This is a genomic window from Marinomonas sp. KMM3893, from assembly GCF_004352855.1.
GTDB classification, from domain to species: Bacteria; Pseudomonadota; Gammaproteobacteria; order Pseudomonadales; family Marinomonadaceae; genus Marinomonas; species Marinomonas arenicola.
The window spans coordinates 272508-292801 of record NZ_SJSC01000001.1; the positions used below are offsets into that span (position 1 = coordinate 272508).

Sequence of the window (20294 nt, forward strand, 5' to 3'; positions counted from 1 at the left end):
TCAGGCTTTTCTCGGCCGCTAGCAAGGACTCTTCCTTCTTGCGCACCACTTTTCGCCTGCTTTATCCAAACAATAAAGTCCAGCCAACACCCGTTTTATGTGCCTTCTATTACCTAATAACAACATTAAAGAAGAATTGAGCATGCAGTTAGATCGAATTAGACACAGTGGCCTACACAGTAAAATCATGTCCGCCGAACAAGCCAGCGAATTTATTAAAGATGGCATGACCGTCGGTATGAGTGGTTTCACCCGGGCAGGCGAAGCCAAAGCCGTGCCGAAAGCACTGGCGGAAAGAGTCAAAAAACACCCATTGAAAATCAGCCTAATGACGGGCGCGTCTCTCGGAAACGATTTAGACAAACTCCTAACAGAATCTGGCGCCCTCTCCCGTCGCATGCCTTTTCAAGTCGACACCACGCTGCGTAAGGCAATCAACAATGGCGAGGTCATGTTTATTGATCAGCACTTATCAGAAACCGTTGAACAATTGCGTAACCATCAATTAACGCGACCCGATGTCGCTGTCATTGAAGCGGTCGCCATTACCGAGGAAGGCCATATTGTACCGACTACATCGGTCGGCAATTCGGCAAGTTTTGCCATTTTTGCCAAACAGGTCATCGTAGAAATCAACCTGTCTCACCGGCCTGAACTCGAAGGCTTGCATGACATTTATATTCCTTCTTATCGACCTACTCGCACCCCCGTGCCTTTAACCCAGGTTGACGACAGAATTGGCAGCACAGCCATCCCGATTGATCCGGCTAAAATTGTTGGCATAGTGTTTACCAACCAGAGTGACTCTTTCTCCACTGTTACACCGCCAGATGAAGACACAGCAAACATCGCACGCCACTTGGTCAGTTTTTTCGAAAATGAAGTGGCACAAGAGCGCATGCCTGCTAATTTAGGGCCTTTGCAAGCTGGCATTGGTAACATTGCCAACGCCGTGATGATGGGGCTACTGGAGTCTGACTTTAAAGACCTCACCATGTACTCAGAAGTGCTGCAAGATTCAACGTTCGATTTGATCGACGCTGGCAAGCTAAGCTTTGCCTCAGGCTGCTCGATCATTCTTTCTGAGCGCATTAACGCACAAGTATTTGATAATTTAGACAAATACCGCGATAAGCTGATATTGCGTCCGCAGGAAATCTCTAACCACCCAGAGATTGCGCGTCGCTTAGGCATTATTGCCATTAACACCGCCCTTGAGTTTGATATTTACGGCAACGTTAATTCCACCCACGTTTGTGGCACAAGAATGATGAATGGCATCGGCGGCTCAGGCGATTTTGCTCGCAACGCGCATGTGTCTGTTTTTGTCACCAAATCAATTGCGAAAAACGGCGATATTTCCAGTGTCGTCCCTATGGTCAGCCATGTTGACCATACCGAGCACGACGTGGATATTTTAGTGACAGAACAAGGCTTAGCAGACTTACGCGGCTTAGCCCCAAGGGAAAGAGCCATTGAAGTCATTAACCATTGCGTGCACCCAGAATACCGTGAAGCCATGCGCGATTACTTTGAACGCGCTTGTCTGCGCGGCGGCCATACACCGCACTTACTAGAAGAAGCATTTAGCTGGCATACTCGCCTTGAAGAGCAAGGCAGTATGAAAAAAGTGCCACCTGCTGTACCGCCAAAACTGGTCTCGTGCTAGCGAAAAAAACCGCGCGCCTCTTTGCGCCATCACAACCACAAAGAGCATGAAAAAGCCTCGTCATGACGGTTATCCATGGCGAGGCTTTTATCGTTTTCTAAGCCTTTCTAAGCACTTTAGCGTGCATTTCTAGACTGGGCTTACTGATAATTGCTTGTTGAGTCTAATAAGCGACAAACACCTTAATGGCGCTTCTTTTTCACCCCTTGCGTCGCTTTAAATCTAGGATTGGATTTGCAAATCACAAATAATCGCCCTTTTCGTTTCACGACCTTGCAATCCGCATTGCGCAATTTTGCACTCTTAAGTGAGCTAACCACTTTCATGTATTTCTCCCTTTACTGCTTACGGCGATAGCGACGTTTAAACTGAGCAATACGCCCTTCTCCGTCGTGAGTTCTTTGCTCGCCTGTATAAAACGGGTGCGACGCACTAGACACATCGATCGCCATATAAGGGTACTCGTTACCATCATGCTCAATGGTTTGCTCTGTTTTGACCGTAGAGCCAATAAAGAAGTAGCGGTCTATTCGAGTGTCATGAAACGCAACGGTACGATAATCTGGGTGCAGTTGTTTTCTCATCATAATCTCCAATATGTTATGTTATAACATTTTATAACGCTTCTAAGACTATATTGCAAACAAAAAAAACGGCCCTTCGAAAAGGACCGTTTATTCATAACCAAAAAGGCGACGCTAATAAGGCGTGTCATTCATCATGGCAACCCATTGCTCAACATGACGTTTAAACTCAGGCATCTTCGCATTAGGAATTTCCTGAAGCGTTGGAATGTCCGTTGTCATGGCATTCACCGGCTTGCCGTTCACATGCAATTCATAATGCAAATGGGCGCCCGTGGTACGGCCAGTATTGCCTGATAACGCGATCACTTGCCCACGCTTAACATGCTGACCTTTTTTCACCAGAATCTTACTAAGGTGCAAAAAGCGCGTGCTGTAAGGACCTAAGTTATCAACATCAAGATATTTGCCCGCGTATTTTTGATAAGCCACTCGTGTCACCACACCGTCGCCGGTTGCCAATACTTTTGTACCGCTCGGTGCAGCCAAATCGGTGCCGTTATGGGGAGACAGACGCCCAGTAATAGGGTGACGGCGATGAGGGTTAAATGGCGAACTAATACGGTAATGGATTTTGGTTGGCCAACGTAACAATGCAGGCGTCAAACCATTGCCGTTTTGATCATAAAAACGCCCATCGGAATGCAAAAAGGCATGATAGGTTTCGCCTTTAATCGTCAGCTGAATGGCTTCTAGCTGCATTTTTCCGACCGACTCACCGTTTACATCACCGGTTTCTACAACCACATCAAAGCTGTCGCCAGCCCGAGGGTCTTTACGGAAATCGATGCGCGTTTTAAACAGATCGCTGATAATCACGATATTTGCATCAGACAGACCGAGCTTTTTCGCGGATTGATAAAAGCTTCCTGCAATCTTGCCGTGCAAGGCCTCTTGCGAGTAATTGATTGGCAGCGCGTTTTCTTGATAGCTATAGCCACCATTATCATGACGCACATAAGAGATGCTTTTACTCGGGTTAATGCGACGGGAAAGACTTTTTAACTTACCCTCATCATCCAATTCAAAGCTCAGTGTATCGCCTGCTAATAAAGGGTCTAATACCAGGTATTCTTCATCCGCTTCTAAAATGGAATACATCACACTACGAGACAAGCCAAGGCGATTAAATATCTTTTCAAGCGTTTCGCCAGACTTGATCACATGATTAATAACGTGCGGCACTGGTGCGGCAGAAACAACACTTTGAAGAGGGTCGGTTGACAGTAAAGCGCCTTTCGAATCCGTTGTTTTTGCTGCCGGTTGCTCAACAGGCGAGATCTCAGCCTCACTCATTGTACTGTTCGGCAACACATAGGTTTCTGGGTCTGGGCTCGGTGCGACTAGAGCTCGATAAACCAACATAAGGAGAACAAATACACTTAGAATCAATAGTAGCCAAGCTTTTGGACCAGAAGGAGTCCAGCGCGAAAGGCGATTTTCAGAAGACATAAAAAAACAACTCGTTAAAACAGAATAAAGCGGCTCTAGCTGAACCATCTAAGCGCCCAAAGCACCATAGACACAGCCGTATACGGGCTAGATCGTCTTACGCTTTTTTGGAGTGAATACAGTAAGTACCATTAAATTCGTTTGATACGCTAATAAATCAAACGAATTTAATCGCAATTTTCACTTTCTATACCGCTTTCTATACAGAAATGGGCTTGGGCATGAAAAATAACTGGCGAGAATACGGCATTCTCGCCAGTAAAGAAATCCCTCTGATCAATAAAAGGTCAGAGGTAATCACTTAAATAGAGCAAGGCTTAAAAGTAATGCAGTAATTGGATCGAGGTATCATTCCAACTTTTTGCTTCATACCATGAGTGGGAAGTGCTCAATCGCATCTGCCAATCTGGTGCCAACTGATGCGCCCAAACGCCATTCAGAGTACGACGCTCCGCATTATGAAGATTGATATCGGTGAGATATTCAAACCCTAGTTGCAGATTGTTTTGCTCGCCATACCAAAGCCATTTAAATTCAGGACCCGCTTCTAAACGGTAACCATCCTGGTAATCGTCTTCTACCGAGCCACTGCCGTTTAATAGCACAGAGAACATACTTTGACCCACTTCTTGAGTCACACCCGCGCCGCCTTTTAAGCGAAAAACCAGTTCATCATCAATGGTATGGTCGCGCAATAAAGACGCATTCACCTGCCACGATTTCGGTGTCACCAAGGCATTTTTAGGAGCCAATGAGCGAATATTAATAAACGAAAAAGTGTCTATTTCGACGGATTCCGCTTCATCCCATCGCAGACTGCCACTAAACATAGACAGCTCAGCGCCTTTTAAATAGCCACCCTGCGGGTCCAATAAACCATGGTAAGACGGGCGGTATTCTAAAACAGAGTACGCCTTGCTGTCTCTAGAGCCTAACGACAAGCCTAAGCGCTGGGTTTGATGACCTTGATCATCACGTAATGCTGGTGGCTTAACAGGCGTAAACACTTCCCCACGCTGGCGCTTACTGCGTAAAGACAAGAGTTTAATGGAACGACCATTCAGGTAACTTGAGGTAACCTTTTTACGAGCAACCAAATAACGGCTGTATTCATAAGCAATTTCTAAAATCTGCGCCTGATCTTGATCACTGTAGGTGTCTAGCTCAGTCAGATCCAACTGTTCATTGTCAACCAGTGCTTTTGCCACATCGATGTGTTCATCATCCAATTGATTAAGCATGTTTGACATTCTATTCAGCAACGATGGACGGTAGCTGGCGTCATCAATCATATTGGCTTTTTTAAGCACGCGCACCGTGTCGGCTGGAATCGCCCAAAGGGAAAACTCATCCGCTAAATTTAAACGCGGGCTGCTGGCGTCAAGTAAGGTTAATAATTGGTAAGAGCAGTTCTCAGAAAAGAAGTAATACGACATTTGTGTGTTTTGCATTTCCCACACATGGCGCACAAATTGTTGCACCTCAAACGGCGTCAAGTCGAGTTTGTACTCCCAAATATCACGACTTTCTAAGAAGTTGTATTCTTTTACTTTTTGGTAATAAGGCATTACAGAGACAACACCCGGATAACCGCCGGTCAGCCCTTTGTAACTAAACACCAACTGATTATCATCTGGGTCAGCGTTGGCTGCGTAGTTTACTGCGTAATCCAATAAAGGCGCATCGTTGCCTTTTTTCTTCACCCGAAACAAGGTGTGCCCATACATAGAAGAGGGGCTGTTTAAATAGGCTGCGGGGAAAATCAAATAAACACTTTCGCCGTTGATCTGGGCGAACCAAGGGTCAAAGTCTGGGCATTCTATTTGTTGCAGAGGCAAATCAGGTCTTTGTTTTTTAAGCCAGAAAAAACGTGCTGGATAACGGCACTGCGCGGCTTGATTGGTGTCGCTAAGCGTGGGGCCTTGTAAAAAACCCGCCAATGAGGCTTTGAGCTCGGCAGCAGGATCTTGACTGCCCTCTTTCGCAAGAAAAAAATTCGGATCGTCTATCTGGCTGCCAGTCCCTTTAATAGCACCAACACCATGGTAATGAAGCAAGTCTTGCCACTCTTTTTTAGCCGCTAGAGTGTCTATTTCAGCGTCGGATAAAGGCAACGCAATGGCGGCAAACAAGGAAGACGATAAAGAGGAAAACAATAAAAAGATTAAAAAGCGCATAAATATAAAAGCTACCAACAAAAAATGAGGGCATATAGAATGCCCTCATTTGGTCAAGGTTAATTAGGTATTAACCTAGGTATTTAGACAACTCTTTAGAACCAGACATAACGGACATGATGCCATCGTATGCTGTTGTTGGGTTCGCTTGTGCGTCTGCAAAAACAGTATCGAAGTGAGATTGCATTTGCTCATTAAAGACCGCTTTGTCTGCGCCTTTAACGCCCATTAGGTCAGCCAAAGCGCCCAATGTTTCGCCGTTACCTTTTGCCATGTCGATAGCCAAAGGTTCTAGGTTATCGTTTAGGAACATAGCAACGCCATCAGCCAATGGGCCATTCGCATCTTCACAACCCAAAGTACCGGATGTCATACCAAATGTTTGGTTACCAGACGTTCCGTTAGTGGTCGCTGCCATAACGTGTTCGTACCATTCATTTGCATCTTTAAACACAACCGCTGTACCCAAACCACAACCCGCAGGGCCGTTAGAGGCTGCGAAAGAAGAAACAGAAACAGTAGCAAGTACTGCAGATAAGATAAGTTTTTTCATGATGATTTCCTATAATTCCTTTAATAAGGTCTAGCCAGTGTTCCCAGATAAAACTGTTTATAACAACTACTTCCGTAGGTAGCGTTTCAATTCCTACTGAAAAGTTACTTAAGCAAAACAGCTGAAGTTAAGGTTATAGGAAGGCCTCTATCGATGTAAAGAAAAGGTCATTAATAAGCATGAAAAATAAGCATATTTCAAAAATTCAGCCTTTCCATGAACAATTTCCCACCAAAAGCATCATAAAAATCCATATTTCAAATGCCATTAAATGCCATTAATAAACAATAGAACGCACCAGTAAGCCTAGCCGAGCGCTTTAATAGCTTGAAAAGCTCAATGAGAGCAAACCATGACGTGTGCCGGTATAGGGGCGTTCGCATGAAGAGAGCAAGATGACCTTATGAAGCAATGTTTATAAGGTCATTAAAGCACCCACTTTATTGATTATTGGTACGCGAGATAGAACCGCGATAGGAAAACCATTAGTGTCTGCTGAAGTCAGAAAAACAATGGGCCGCTATGACAAATTGGGCAAATTAACTCAGCAAACTATCCCAAACAATACCTTAGTTGAAATACCGAATGTTGGTCATTTACCGCACATTGAAGCTTTCAATCAATTTATAACCCCTTTAGAAGCATTTTTAGCAAAATAAAGGCAAGAAGCACAAACTAAACGCAACCTCTCTGCCTTAGGGGCTAAGAGGTTGCATAATCAACCTACTCCATCACGCTAAAGCGACACAGCCCCTCTTTTGGGATGGCTCTGTGTGCTCGCTCCCCCTACCGTGCCTCTCTCGCTTCGCTTTATTGACCAATATCAAGTGATATCGCATACAAAACGACATCTATCATGGAAGCGCGCCCACCCGATAGACGCCACCTCCCAGACTACGTACTATTAATAACAAACCATTACAATTCGCAATGAGCAGAAGGCAAGCCTCATGACCAGTTTCTCCGCGCCGAGCGTCCAACTTTGTTATTTCTCACGACTGAATGATTCAGAGTGTGAAGCGGTAACATTGGTTGAAGAAGCGCCTCTTGCCATCAGCATTAATGACATTACTCATGCCATTATGATGGTCACGCCGACGGCGCTGGATGCGTTTGCTATTGGTTTTGCTTTCAGTGAAGGTTTAATTGAAAGTGCACAAGATATTCGCGACATTAGTATAGAGAGAACCCCTACCCAACACGCTGGCATTGACGGATTTGCGATCAACCTGGTTGTCAGTCAACGCCGCTTTAACGAGTTTAAAAAAGGTCGCGTTGCTCGCTTAGGAGCAACAGGGTGCGGTCTGTGTGGGGTAGAATCGTTAGACTATGCATTGCCTCAACTGACCTCTCTCATGCCAAGCGACATACTGTCAGATGATATTTTACGCACCTTAAAAGACCGCCTCTTTGAACACCAGGTCATCGGCAAAGAAACTGGCGCCATCCATGCTGCGCTCTTGATCACGCCACAAGGTGAGGCTCTCATCGCGATGGAAGACATTGGCCGCCATAATGCGCTCGATAAAGTCCTTGGCTATGCCCTCAAACACGGCATTGATCTCCACAATCACAGCGTTGTGATGTCGAGTCGATGCAGCACAGAACTGATACAAAAAGCCGTTCGTTCAGGCTTATCTTGTTTGATTCATCTCGCCTCGCCAAGCACCCTAGCGGTGGCACTGGCGCGACAATATGGTTTGACCCTTATTCATTTACCCAAGAAAGACGCTCCGAGAATTTTTGCGCCGTCTTCTCAACTTAAAGGCAACTAAATCATGTCTAAAAACAATTTCTTTACCCCTTATAAAGGTCCAGCTGGCGGCTGGGGAGCACTACAAAGTACAACCAAACACTGGCTAAAAAGCGACAACGTTGTACGTAACGTGTTTACCATGCTCAAAACAAACCAACCTAATGGTTTTGACTGCCCAGGCTGTGCTTGGGGTGAAAAACACGACCCAGCTAAAATTCGCTTTTGTGAAAATGGCGCCAAAGCCGTCAACTGGGAAGCCACCTCTCGCCGTGTTGATGCCGATTTTTTCAAACAACACAGTGTGAGCTGGCTAAACACACAAAGTGATTACTTTCTAGAATACCAAGGTCGCCTCACTGAACCGATGCGTTATAACGCAGAAACAGACCATTATGAACCTATCTCATGGGATCAGGCTTTCACTCAAATAGCCGAGTCTTTAAAAACTCAAGAAGACCCAAATCAAGTGGCTTTCTACACTTCTGGTCGAGCCAGTAACGAAGCGGCTTTTATCTATCAGTTATTTGCCCGCGCCTATGGCACCAATAATTTCCCAGACTGCTCAAACATGTGTCATGAAGCCAGTGGTTATGCCCTAATCAGTAGTTTAGGCATAGGTAAAGGCTCAGTGGAAATCGACGATTTTGACCGCGCTGACGCCGTCTTTGTATTTGGCCAAAACCCTGGCACTAACCACCCACGTATGCTTGAAACATTGCGAGAAGTGGTTTCTCGTGGCGCACAACTGCTTACTTTCAATACCTTGCGTGAGCGTGGACTTGAGCGCTTTCAAAACCCTCAAAACCCAATTGAAATGCTTACCAATGGTTCCAAGCCAACCAATACAAACTATTATTGCCCTAAAATTGGCGGCGATATGGCGACGGTTCGTGGCATAGTCAAAGTCTTAATCGAGATGGAAAGTGCCGCGCAAAAAGAAGGCAAAGCCGTTTTTGATCATGAGTTTATTCAACAACACACACAAGGTATGGATGATTACCTAGCAGAAGTTGAAAAAACGCCATGGGACGCTATTTTGGCTCAATCTGGCTTAAGCAAAGAAGAGATTTATCATTGCGCTGAAGTCTATGCAAAGGCCAACAGCGTCATCTGCACATGGGCAATGGGCATCACTCAACATCACCACTCTGTCGCGATTATCCACGAAATCGTAAACTTGCTCGCGTTACGAGGCAATATCGGCAAACCAGGCGCTGGCACCTGCCCAGTACGTGGCCACAGTAATGTTCAGGGTGATCGCACCATGGGCATTAATGAAGCCCCATCCCAAGCCTTCTTAGATTCAATGGAAAAACATTTTGGTTTTCCTCAGCCACAAGAACATGGCTTAAACGTGGTGCAAACCATCCAAGCCATTCAAGCGAAAAAAGTACGTGTCTTTATCGCTCTTGGTGGTAATTTCGCGGCTGCGACACCTGACACAGAAGCCACTAAAGAAGCTCTCAGAAGCTGTGAGCTAATCGTTCAGATCAGTACCAAGCTCAACCGCTCTCATCTGACCATTGGTAAAAATGCGTTGATCTTACCGTGTTTCGGTCGTACTGACATTGACCATCAAGCCACTGGCGTACAACGCGTCACCGTGGAAGATTCATTCAGCATGGTGCACGCCTCTGGTGGCGTAATGGAACCACTTAGCCCAGAGCAACGCTCAGAGCCTGCTATTATCGCGGGTATGGCACAAGCGACATTAGGGGACTTTCCGCTAAATTGGGAAGAATTGGCCGGCGATTACTCCCTCATTCGCCAACATATTGAAGCGGTGATTCCAGGGTTCGACAATTTCAATCAGCGCATAGAACAAGAAGGTGGGTTTTATTTAGGCAACAGTGCCAGAGAGCGCAACTGGAAAACCCCGGCAGGCAAAGCCATTATGCACACTCATGCTCTACCGGAATCTATATTGCCTAAAAACGCACAGGACTTAGCGTCTGATACGACCTTAGTATTGCAAACGCTTCGTTCACACGATCAATACAATACGACCATTTATGGCATGGATGACCGTTACCGAGGCATTAAAGGCGAGCGTCAGGTGCTGTTTATTAACCCTGCAGACATCAAGCGTCTTGGCTACCAAGAAGGCGACAGCGTGACATTACGCTCTTTGTGGGACGATGGTGTAGAACGTAAAGTCAGCGGTTTTAAACTGGTTCCTTACAGCATCCCTGCTGGCAATATTGCCGCGTATTACCCAGAGACCAACCCTCTGGTACCACTGAACAGCCATGGTGAGTTTAGTTACACGCCTACCTCGAAGAGCATAGCGATCGAGCTTGAGCCGTACCAAGAACCCACCAGCAAAATAGCCTCTGTTTCGAACTAAGCAATAACAGGCTATTGATTAAAAAGCATTAAAAAGGGGAAGTTGGCCAAGCCACTTCCCCTTTTCTCTTAGTTACAAGCTAACGAATGAACAATACTAATGGCGCCAAAGGACGGGGAAGAACAGTACCAGCACGGTAAAGTACTCCAAGCGCCCTAGGATCATCGCAAAACTCATCATCCATGTTCCTGTATCGGTAAGAGGCGCGAAACTGCTGCCAAGCTCTGCAAAGCCAGGCCCCAGCACATTCAAACACGCTGCGGTTGCACTGAGCGCAGCCACAAAGCTCAACCCTGTCGTCATCAATAAAACCGTAAAGACCATGGTGGTCAGAGCAGCCAGACACATAAAGCCCATCACCGAATGGCGCACATCCGCGCCAATCGTGCGTCCTTGAAACTTCATCGCAAACACGCCATTAGGGTGTACCAGCCGCTTCAGCTCCAAGCCGACAGACTTCAAGGAAATAATATTCCGAATGACTTTATTCCCTCCTGCCGTTGACCCAGCACACCCCCCTATATAACCAACAAAAATCAACACCACAGCCGTCACAGCAGGCCATGCACTTAAATCGGTTGCTGCAAATCCGGTACTGGTGATGAATGAAATAATATGGAAAAAGGATTCCGTGAAAGCGCCGCTAAAGGTCGCATTAGCGCCTTTTTGGTAAAGATAAAAAGCCAGCAAACAAGAAATCACAAAGACGATCATTAAAAAGGCTTTCATTTCTTCATCACGCCAGTAAAGCTTGATGTTCTTCGCTAAATAAACACGGTAGTGTAATGCAAAGTTAGTGGCCCCAAGCAGCATAAAGACGTTGCAAATCCACAACAATAAACTGCTATGAAAATACCCCATACTGGCATCATGGGTAGAGAAGCCTCCCGTTGATACGGTCGAAAAGCTATGACCTATGGCGTCAAAAACCGACATCCCTGCTAGGTAATAACAGATGGCGCACAAGGCGGTAATGGTCAGATAGACAAGCCAAAGATAATGCGTTGTACTGGCGACCCTAGGTGACAGTTTTTCGTCTTTAATCGGCCCAGGTGTTTCTGCTTTTAACAGTCGCATGCCGCCAATGTTAAGCATTGGCAGAATCGCCACCACAAAAATAACCACACCTAAGCCACCCATCCATTGTAAAAACTGCCGGTACATCAAAAAAGTACGCGGCATGTCGTCAAGACCAGACAGCACTGTGGCGCCTGTTGTCGTCAACGCACTAATGGATTCAAACACCCCATCGGTAAAGGTGACGTGGGCAATCGTAACAATGGGTATGGCACCCAGCACGCCGACAGCCAACCAGGTTAAGCTGGCAAACAGCATGGCTTCGCGGGTTGAAACAGAGGGCAACTGGTATTTTTTGAAGGCGATCAACAACACCAAAGAAACGCCTAAAGTAATAGACGCAGGCATGGCAAAGTTACTTGCTACATTGTCTTTAAACAGCATAAAAGACAACTCACCAAACACTAACTGCACCAAACCCATCCATAAACAAGGCATAGTCAATAATCTAAGGACTAATAGAGGCCGAATCATGTGCGGCAAACACTCCTATTAAAACGTAGGCATATTTTATGGAAACGTATTGTTGGAACACATTCTGTCATTATTGAGTGAAGGGGCCAGCGCACGACATGGCCAATAATGACAGTCAAATCTCAACCAAGTGGCGAGGCTCGGTATAGTACGCCATAAGTTTGCTATATAGAAGATTGAACACAAAGGTTAAGCTTATTCAGTGAATTAAAAAGCCCAGTAATTGCTTACTGGGCTTTCGTTATGATCACCTACTCGCTTCAGTGCAAGTCGTGGTGTCTTGCTGATGTCTATTGGCCGGTTTTTACATACATCCAGATGCGGGTCATAAGACGATCAATTTTAGGCCCTCGCAGTTTCTGGGTGAACAAACGCTTTTTCACTTCTGCAGAAGGGTAAATGCTCGGATTATTAGAGATGTCTTGATCCTGCAAAGCAGTCGCCTTCATGTTCGGATTCGCATAAGCCACATAGTTGGTCACTTCTGCAATCACTTCTGGCTCCATTAGATAGTTAATGAATGCCAACGCCGCATCCATATTTTTAGCGCCTTTTGGAATGCCTAACATATCAAACCAAATTTGCGTGCCTTCTTTGGGAATGCTGTAACTAACCTCAACCCCATTGTCCGCTTCAGCGGCACGGTCTTGTGCTTGGATCACATCACCAGACCAACCAATCGCCACACAGATATCACCGTTTGCTAGCGCACTAATATAAGCAGAAGAGTGGAATTGGCTAACGTAAGGGCGAACCGAATCAAGTAACTTCACTGGCGCGCTGTCTAGGGCGTAGTCTTTCGGGTTACGAGAATTCGGGTCCATGCCTAGGTAGTTCAGCGCAAGCGGGTAAAGCTCATCTGGTGAATCTAAGAACATGACGCCACACTGCTGAAGTTTCTTCATGTTTTCTGGTTTGAACACCAGATCCCAACTGTCTACAGGCGCGTCCTTACCGAGAACTTCTTCGACTTTTTTCTTGTTGTAACCAATGCCAGTAGTGCCCCATAAATACGGCACGCCATATTGGTTGCCCGGATCGGCATTTTGCAAATAAGACAGTAGCTCTGGATCGATGTTTTTCAAATTAGGCAATTTAGACTTGTCTAGCTTTTGAAATGCACCGGCTTGAATCTGACGCCCCATAAAGGACGCCGTTGGCACGACCACATCATAGCCAGAGCTGCCTGCTAGCAATTTAGCTTCCAGCACTTCGTTGCTATCAAACACATCCGCCACCACATTGATGCCAGTTTGCTTCTCAAAGTTCTCAATCGTATGTTCGCCAATGTAATCAGACCAGTTGAAAAACTTAAGTTCTTCTTCAGCCAAACCTGTTATTGGTGTTGCCACCGCCGCCATAACGGCCAGTGGCGATATCATACGTTTAAACGAATGGGATAAAGCGCTTTTCATACCTATGTGCCTCACTTAGTGGTGGTAGATTTATTTGTCTTTTCTCTCACATGCTTGTGGTGTTTGCATTAATAACAAAGTACTAATGCAACCCTAAATGACAATTACACATTCAATAGTAAATGCTCTCGTTCCCAAGAACTGATCACTTTATTGAAGGTTTCAAACTCAGTACGTTTCACCCCTATGTAGGCATCAACGAATTGCTGTCCCATGATGTTACAAATCTCAGGGCAATCCTCTAATAGACGCAAGGCCTCTTCTAGGGTTCGTGCCAACTCAATTTCTTCGATTTCGATGGCCGCCTCTTCACCAGACGGTTCTGTCGGACGAAGCTTTTCTTTTATTCCTAAATAACCACACGCCAAACTCGTCGCAATGGCTAGGTAAGGGTTGCAATCTGAGCCTGGGAAACGGTTTTCTATGCGGAACGCCTCTGGCGACGATACCGGTATACGCAAGCCTGCGGTTCTATCATCAACCCCCCATTTCATATTCACAGGAGCGGCCATTTCTGGTGCAAAACGACGGTATGAATTGACATTGGGAGCAAAAAAACTGATCGCATTTGGCGTGTATTTTTGCAATCCGCCTAAGTAGTTATAGAAGGATTCGCTGTATTTACCATTGTCATTAAAGATATTTTTACCGGTTTTAATATCAATAAGACTTTGGTGAATGTGCATGGCGCTACCAGGCTCATTTTGCATTGGCTTCGCCATAAAGGTGGCGTGTATATCATGTTTAATCGCCGTCTCACGCATTGTCCGCTTGAAGACAAAAACCTGATCCGCTAGATCCAGCGGGTCACCGTGAAGAAAGTTGATTTCCATCTGTGCCGCGCCGGATTCATGAATCAAGGTATCCACATCAAGATTCTGTGCTTCACAGTAGGCATATAAGGTATCGATAACAGGATTGAACTCATTCGCGGCATCGATGCTGTAAGAGCGACGCGCTGTCTCTCGACGACCAGAACGACCAGCAGCCGGTTTTAGCTCATAATCAGGATCGTTGTTTTTCTGGATCAGATAAAATTCCATTTCTGGCGCAATAACAGGTCGTAAGCCTTCTTTTTCAAATAAGGCCAATACGTGTCGTAAAATAGTTCGGCTCGCCAATGGATGAGGGTTGCCCTCTGTATCAAAACAGTCATTAATCACTTGAGCCGTCGGTTCATCGGCCCAAGGAACAATCCGTAAGGTATTTGTATCGGGGACCAGTATCATGTCTCGGTCACGGGCATCGACAATATCATAGTGGTTAGACGCCCAATCTCCCGTCACACTTTGCACGAGAACCGTTTCAGGCAAACGCCCTTCTTCTTCAGATAAAAACTTACGCGTTGGGTAAAACTTGCCACGAGCATTGCCCGTCATATCCGGCAGCGTAGACTCTATTTCTGTAATGGAATTTGCTTTAAGGAAATCCTCTAGGACACCCATACATCACCTTTTGTAAAAATTAACTGTGAAATTTCCAATAAAAAAACTCTGTACGCCCTTCTCTATGTGCTTAGCGATCACAACCCAAAAGGTCGTCAGAGTCTTTCTTTCCTTTACATGATCAATTCATAAGCTAAAAACCGAATCATCACTCGGTTTAAACCCTATTTAATGATCACTTAAAAATCAACAAAAATTTAATAAAAAGTCTATATACTCCTAAATATGGTTTTTTTAATTGAATTATTATTCGGTTTTAATTAGATTCCTCTGCATGTCATTTTATTTAACAAAGTAAGACAACTACTGTTACCAGTATTAAGGATAGGTTATGAAAAACCACGGTTTTGAAGCGTCATATTACGCTAACACAGCGAATCAAACCCTGAGTTTTCCATCATTAGGCGGCGATACTGACACCGATGTTTGTATCATAGGTGGTGGCTACACAGGATTGTCGGCCGCCCTTCACCTATCCGAAAAAGGCTTTCGTGTTACCTTACTAGAAGCGCATGTGATCGGCTCTGGGGCATCAGGCCGAAATGGCGGTCAAATTTGCCAAGGCCATAATATGAGCCATGCCGAGTTGAAAAAGAAAGCCGGTCAAGACACGGCGGACATCTTGTGGCATTTGTCCGTTGAGTCGGTCGACTTAGTAAAGTCGCTGATCAAAGAGCACGATATAGATTGTGACTATAAATCTGGGGTTTTACACGTGGCGTCCAAAGCCTCCCATGTAAAAGACATTAAAGACGCCGTCGACTACAAAAGAAACGTATTGGGTTACGATAAAATTGACTATTTAGATGCCCAGTCCGTCGCCGAAAAACTGGGAACGACCCATTTCCACGGTGGTGAGTATTATCAAGAAGGTGGCCACCTCCACCCTTTAAATTACGCGCTAGGTCTGGCCAAAGCCGCTAAAAGCAAAGGGGCGAATCTCTACGAAAGAACCAAGGTTATTGACTACCAAGCGGGGGATAATCCCTCTGTGCGCACCGCAAAAGGCACGGTAAGAGCAAAATACCTTTTATTTGCCTGCAATGGTTATCTTGGCAATCTAAACCCAAATGCAGCCAAAAAGATGATGCCAATCAATAACTTCATCCTAGCTACCGAGCCTTTACCTGAAGAAGTCTATAACCGAATTAACCCACAAGACGTGGCCGTCGCCGATTCAAAGTTTGTGATTAATTACTTCCGACTTTCTGCCGACAAACGCATGCTATGGGGCGGTGGTGAGAACTACAGCGCTCGCTTTCCAAAAGACATAGGGGCGTTTGTGCAAAAACACATGATCGAGATTTATCCCGAGCTAAAAAAAGCCAATATCGACTTTAGTTGGGGAGGGACGCTCGCGATCACGCTCAATCGCATGCCTTACTTTGGTCACCAAGAAAAAAATGTATTTTTAGCCCAGGGATATTCAGGTCATGGCGTCGCGCTGGCGACACTAGGCGGCAAACTCATGGCCGAAGCCGTCAGTGGCACCGCCGAACGATTTGATGTTTTCTCACAAATCCCAAGCGCTAATTTCCCTGGTGGTACCTTGTTGCGCTGGCCTGGGCTTGTCGCAGGTATGTTGTATTACTCATTACGAGACCGCTTATCCTAACCTTATGACTAAGGTACAATAGCGCCGCCCTGCACCCATAAAGGTCTAACAATGCCGAACAAAAGCAAAACACCAAAAGTGACTCTAGAAGACAGCCAAAAGCAAGATCTAGCGCCACGCAATGAGCCGGTACAAAGCCGTTCTATTCGTCGCTCAAAACAGATTATTGATGTGACCGGCGAACTATTAGAGCGAGTCGGCTTAGATGACCTCAATACCATTATCATTGCCAAAGAAGTGGGCATTTCTATTGGCTCTTTGTACCACTATTTCCCCAACAAATACGCCATCTTATACGCTATGGGCAGCCGTTGGTTAGAAAGCATAGATACCGTGTTTAATGAGGTACAGAAATGGCCTCTAGAAGAATTAGAAGTCGATGACTTAATCGATAAAATTTTGGCCATTCATCTAAAAACCTATAAAAAACAAAAAGCTATTTTAACGCTAGTGCAAGCCATGTTTTCCGTTAAGGAGCTGCGTGAGCTGGATGAAAAGCACGACGAGCTTGTTATTAACCAGATGTCTGAAGTTTTCAAGCGCATTGGTCTACAACGCCATATTCGTGAAAGAGAGCGCATTGCCCGCCTCTACCTTGAAATCACCCACAGTACGTTTTTGGTGGTGGTCCATCAAAATGAAAACCGAGCAAAGCGTACACTCAACGATCTTAAAAGAATGATTGAAAGTTTATTAAAGCATCATCTTGGTGCATCTGAAGAGGACTAAGGTGATCCGCCTTCTTTTATAAAAAAGGAGATTAACGTTTTATAAACAACACATTCCCTGTTTTTTCTTATTCTTATTTCTGCCACATTATCCTTTTTATGACCAGAAAAATGCCTATAACCTAGGGATTTATAGCAAGAAATAAGGAACGAATAGAAAAACACAATCATCCTATTTATGAGACTTTGAGTCTCATTTTTTGAGATTGCCCTCCCCTGCTAATCCTTTTACTCTAGCCGCCTTCTTTTCCTTTCCAGATTATTTTCACGAGCAAAAAAAGCACATGACTGACACCGAAAAACACAGCATCAGTAAGAAGAATACTCTCGTTATTTTAGTCCTTCTTGTCATCGTAGGCGGCGTGGGTCTTTATATTTGGTGGTCAAAGATAGGACGATTCCACGAAACCACAGAAGACGCTTACGTCGCTGGCGATATTGTCAGTGTCATGTCTCAAATATCTGGGACAGTCACAGACATCATGGCGGACAATACTCATCGAGTGCGCCAGTCCGATATCCTCGTTAAGATAAACCCTGTTGACGCTCAATTGGCGTTACAACAAGCACAAGCGAATTTAGCCAGTACGATTCGTACGGTACGCAATGAGTTTGCGACACTAGAAGAAGATAAAGCCAATACCGATGTGGCACAGGTCGCATTAGACAAAGCGCAACGGGATTACAACCGCCGCATCCAATTGCGTAAGGACAATCTTATTTCCGCCGAGGATTTAAGCCATTATAAAAGCACATTAATCAGCGCTAAAGCCTCTTACCAAGCCGCATTAAAAGCGTATGAAGCGGGCAAAACACAAGTGGACAATACCACGGTACTGACTCACCCAGATGTACTCAAAGCAGAGTCAGCCTTACGGGCGGCTTGGTTAACATTACACCGGACGCAGATCCTATCCCCCGTCGATGGCTATATCGCCCAACGCAGCATTCAAGTGGGTCAATACGTCACCGCGGGCAGCGCTCTAATGTCCGTCATTCCATTAACAGGAGTTTGGGTCACTGCAAACTTTAAGGAAACCCAAATTGGCAATATCCGTGCAGGGCAAGACGTCACGTTAAAATCCGATGTGTATGGCTCAAGCGTTGTCTATCACGGAAAAGTCAAAGGCATCGAAGCAGGAACAGGGAGTGCCTTTTCGCTGTTGCCATCGTCCAACGCAACTGGGAATTGGATCAAGGTTGTCCAGCGAGTGCCGGTCAGAATCGTCTTGAACGCACAAGAGCTTGCACAGCATCCATTACGCCCAGGCTTGTCGATGCATGTGGACGTCAACACACAAAATGCCGGTAAGCCAGCCTTAACTGCGCTGTCTGAAAATGCCCAACCGTGGCGCACCAATGTGTTTGATCATAACGATGACGAAGTAAATACCATTATCCAAAAGATCATAAAAGACAACCTCTAAGCCATGATAAAACGCATTGCTCAGCACAGATATGTGCCAGATCTATCCCATGAATGGCTGGTAAAGGCGACCATTTTTCTTCTGATGCTCGTCAACTTTCTCCAAGTTGGCATGATCGCCTTCGCGGCCTCGCCATTAATGGGCGAGCTGGGGGTTTCGCCTCAAGAATACAGTTTATCAACCGCCGCTTATGCTGCCGTGGCGGTAGTAACCATTTCAAAACAACGCTGGTTAGTTGAGCGCATAGGTTGGCGTAATTACATCCATGCTTCATTACTGATTTTTTTTCTCGGTTGCTTGCTGTGTTACAACAGCACAGACTTTACTAGCTTTTTAATTGGCCATGTCACCATGGGCTTTGGTGGTGCTGCTTTTATGGCTGGAGCTCGAATTCTGGTCACTTTATTGCCTGCTGGGGTGTCGCGCTTTCAAGGTGTGAAAATTTACGCGTATGGCTTAACCATCGGCATGGCCCTTTCCCCTTTTCTCGCAGCGCGCTTATTCATTGATGCTTCATGGAACGACTTGTTTCTGATTTTAATGGGGCTGTGTGTGTTAGCCGCCATTTGCGCCTATTTTTGTCTTCCTGGCATTCCCTCTAAAGAGGAAGTCCGCAGCCAATCCCACCCTTACTTTTTGATGGCTCTGGCGACCGGTTCATTTTTAACCCTATACGCATTAGACTCGGGCAGTTATGAGTTTTACAGCAACACCGTACTGGTGAGCGTCATTTTATTGCTGGGTTTGACCAGTATTTACTATTTTATTCGCAGTATGATTCGCCACCACCATAGGAGCCCACTGCTTTCTATGAAACGTATTTTTAATAGTAAAAAATACCGTTCTGGCATCTTGGTATTTTTTATCTGTTATTTAATCATGGGATCAAACAGCTACTTTTTACCGCAAATATTGGAAAAAGGGCTGGGGTTTGGCTGGGGCACTGTGGGGAATTACTACGGCCTCGGACTCACCTCTATGGTGTTTGGGGTTTGGTTACAAATGAAATTATTCCCTAAAATGCCGAACGGTAAGAAATACTTTCTCGTTGGTTTTTTCTGCATTAGCAGCTACGGATTAATGATGTCCAATGTGTCATCAAGCGCAGATCTACAAACCTACATATTGCCAGCGATTATGCTTTATGGCCTATTTGGCATCTTTCTCCAGGGCACCACGGCGGCAAAATCTTTTAGTGAACTGGAACACGACAGCACCATGTTTTCACACGCGCAACAGTTTAAAAACATGGTGTCTCAAATTGGTCAATCGATGGGCGTTGCCCTAGCCAGCATTGGCTTGCAATGGCGCACCACCGTTCATTACGATGTACTGAATAATCATGTGGCAAGCAACGACCCTATTTACCAAAAAACCTTAGCACAAGTTGCCACTCAGTACGCGAAACACACCGACGCTGTATCGGCACAGAAAATGGCGTTTAGCTGGATACAAAGCTTGCTGAGTCAGCAATCTACGCTCTTGGCTGGCATTGATTATTTCACTTTACTGTTTTTTGTTGGCATTATTGGCTTTGTCGTAATGCTTATCCAAAAGCGGCTTAACTAACCATTT

At 45.4% G+C, this 20294-nt stretch carries 16 protein-coding genes; 8 read left to right on the forward strand and 8 right to left on the reverse strand.

Annotated elements, in window-relative coordinates; translation table 11 throughout:
* Positions 1-142 precede the first annotated feature (142 nt).
* Positions 143-1669, forward strand: coding sequence for an acetyl-CoA hydrolase/transferase family protein (locus tag E0D71_RS01260; RefSeq protein WP_133001489.1), 1527 nt, complete (start codon positions 143-145; stop codon positions 1667-1669).
* 182 nt (positions 1670-1851) lie between these two features.
* Here E0D71_RS01260 and ykgO read toward each other — a convergent pair whose 3' ends face one another.
* From ykgO to E0D71_RS01285, 5 genes are all read right to left on the reverse strand, one after another.
* Entirely contained in the window at positions 1852-1995 is a 144-nt protein-coding gene (gene ykgO / locus E0D71_RS01265) for a type B 50S ribosomal protein L36 (protein ID WP_133001490.1), read from the reverse strand.
* A 12-nt stretch (positions 1996-2007) separates the two neighbouring features.
* Complete coding sequence (locus E0D71_RS01270) at positions 2008-2253, reverse strand: type B 50S ribosomal protein L31 (RefSeq protein ID WP_133001491.1); 246 nt, start codon at positions 2251-2253, stop codon at positions 2008-2010.
* A 114-nt stretch (positions 2254-2367) separates the two neighbouring features.
* Complete coding sequence (locus tag E0D71_RS01275; protein ID WP_133001492.1) at positions 2368-3705, reverse strand: peptidoglycan DD-metalloendopeptidase family protein; 1338 nt, start codon at positions 3703-3705, stop codon at positions 2368-2370.
* A 317-nt stretch (positions 3706-4022) separates the two neighbouring features.
* A complete protein-coding gene (locus E0D71_RS01280) occupies positions 4023-5882 on the reverse strand; it encodes a DUF4105 domain-containing protein (RefSeq protein WP_133001493.1) in 1860 nt (619 codons plus the stop codon).
* A gap of 70 nt (positions 5883-5952) precedes the next feature.
* Positions 5953-6435, reverse strand: a complete 483-nt coding sequence (locus E0D71_RS01285) for a DUF3015 domain-containing protein (protein ID WP_133001494.1) — start codon at positions 6433-6435, stop codon at positions 5953-5955.
* A gap of 488 nt (positions 6436-6923) precedes the next feature.
* Here E0D71_RS01285 and E0D71_RS01290 point away from each other — a divergent pair, with 488 nt between their 5' ends.
* From E0D71_RS01290 to E0D71_RS01300, 3 genes are all read left to right on the forward strand, one after another.
* On the forward strand, positions 6924-7094 hold the full coding sequence (locus tag E0D71_RS01290; protein ID WP_207923305.1) for an alpha/beta hydrolase: 171 nt from the start codon (positions 6924-6926) through the stop codon (positions 7092-7094).
* Positions 7095-7385: 291 nt separating this feature from the next.
* Entirely contained in the window at positions 7386-8210 is an 825-nt protein-coding gene (fdhD, locus tag E0D71_RS01295; RefSeq protein WP_133001495.1) for a formate dehydrogenase accessory sulfurtransferase FdhD, read from the forward strand.
* A gap of 3 nt (positions 8211-8213) precedes the next feature.
* Positions 8214-10538: an FdhF/YdeP family oxidoreductase gene (locus E0D71_RS01300; protein ID WP_133001496.1), complete on the forward strand. Its 2325-nt coding sequence runs from the start codon at positions 8214-8216 to the stop codon at positions 10536-10538.
* A 96-nt stretch (positions 10539-10634) separates the two neighbouring features.
* Here E0D71_RS01300 and E0D71_RS01305 read toward each other — a convergent pair whose 3' ends face one another.
* The 3 genes from E0D71_RS01305 to E0D71_RS01315 form a co-directional block, all read right to left on the reverse strand.
* Complete coding sequence (locus E0D71_RS01305; protein ID WP_133001497.1) at positions 10635-12089, reverse strand: TrkH family potassium uptake protein; 1455 nt, start codon at positions 12087-12089, stop codon at positions 10635-10637.
* 290 nt (positions 12090-12379) lie between these two features.
* Positions 12380-13504: an extracellular solute-binding protein gene (locus tag E0D71_RS01310; RefSeq protein WP_207923306.1), complete on the reverse strand. Its 1125-nt coding sequence runs from the start codon at positions 13502-13504 to the stop codon at positions 12380-12382.
* Between the two features lie 104 nt (positions 13505-13608).
* On the reverse strand, positions 13609-14949 hold the full coding sequence (locus E0D71_RS01315) for a glutamine synthetase family protein (RefSeq protein WP_133001498.1): 1341 nt from the start codon (positions 14947-14949) through the stop codon (positions 13609-13611).
* A 331-nt stretch (positions 14950-15280) separates the two neighbouring features.
* Between E0D71_RS01315 and E0D71_RS01320 the strand changes: the two genes are divergently transcribed.
* From E0D71_RS01320 to E0D71_RS01335, 4 genes are all read left to right on the forward strand, one after another.
* Positions 15281-16564, forward strand: a complete 1284-nt coding sequence (locus E0D71_RS01320) for an FAD-binding oxidoreductase (protein ID WP_133001499.1) — start codon at positions 15281-15283, stop codon at positions 16562-16564.
* Between the two features lie 51 nt (positions 16565-16615).
* Positions 16616-17293, forward strand: coding sequence for a TetR/AcrR family transcriptional regulator (locus tag E0D71_RS01325; RefSeq protein WP_133001500.1), 678 nt, complete (start codon positions 16616-16618; stop codon positions 17291-17293).
* A 283-nt stretch (positions 17294-17576) separates the two neighbouring features.
* Positions 17577-18719, forward strand: coding sequence for an HlyD family efflux transporter periplasmic adaptor subunit (locus E0D71_RS01330; protein ID WP_133001501.1), 1143 nt, complete (start codon positions 17577-17579; stop codon positions 18717-18719).
* 3 nt (positions 18720-18722) lie between these two features.
* Positions 18723-20288 (forward strand): MFS transporter, encoded by a 1566-nt coding sequence (locus E0D71_RS01335; protein WP_133001502.1) that lies wholly within the window; start codon positions 18723-18725, stop codon positions 20286-20288.
* Positions 20289-20294: the final 6 nt, after the last annotated feature.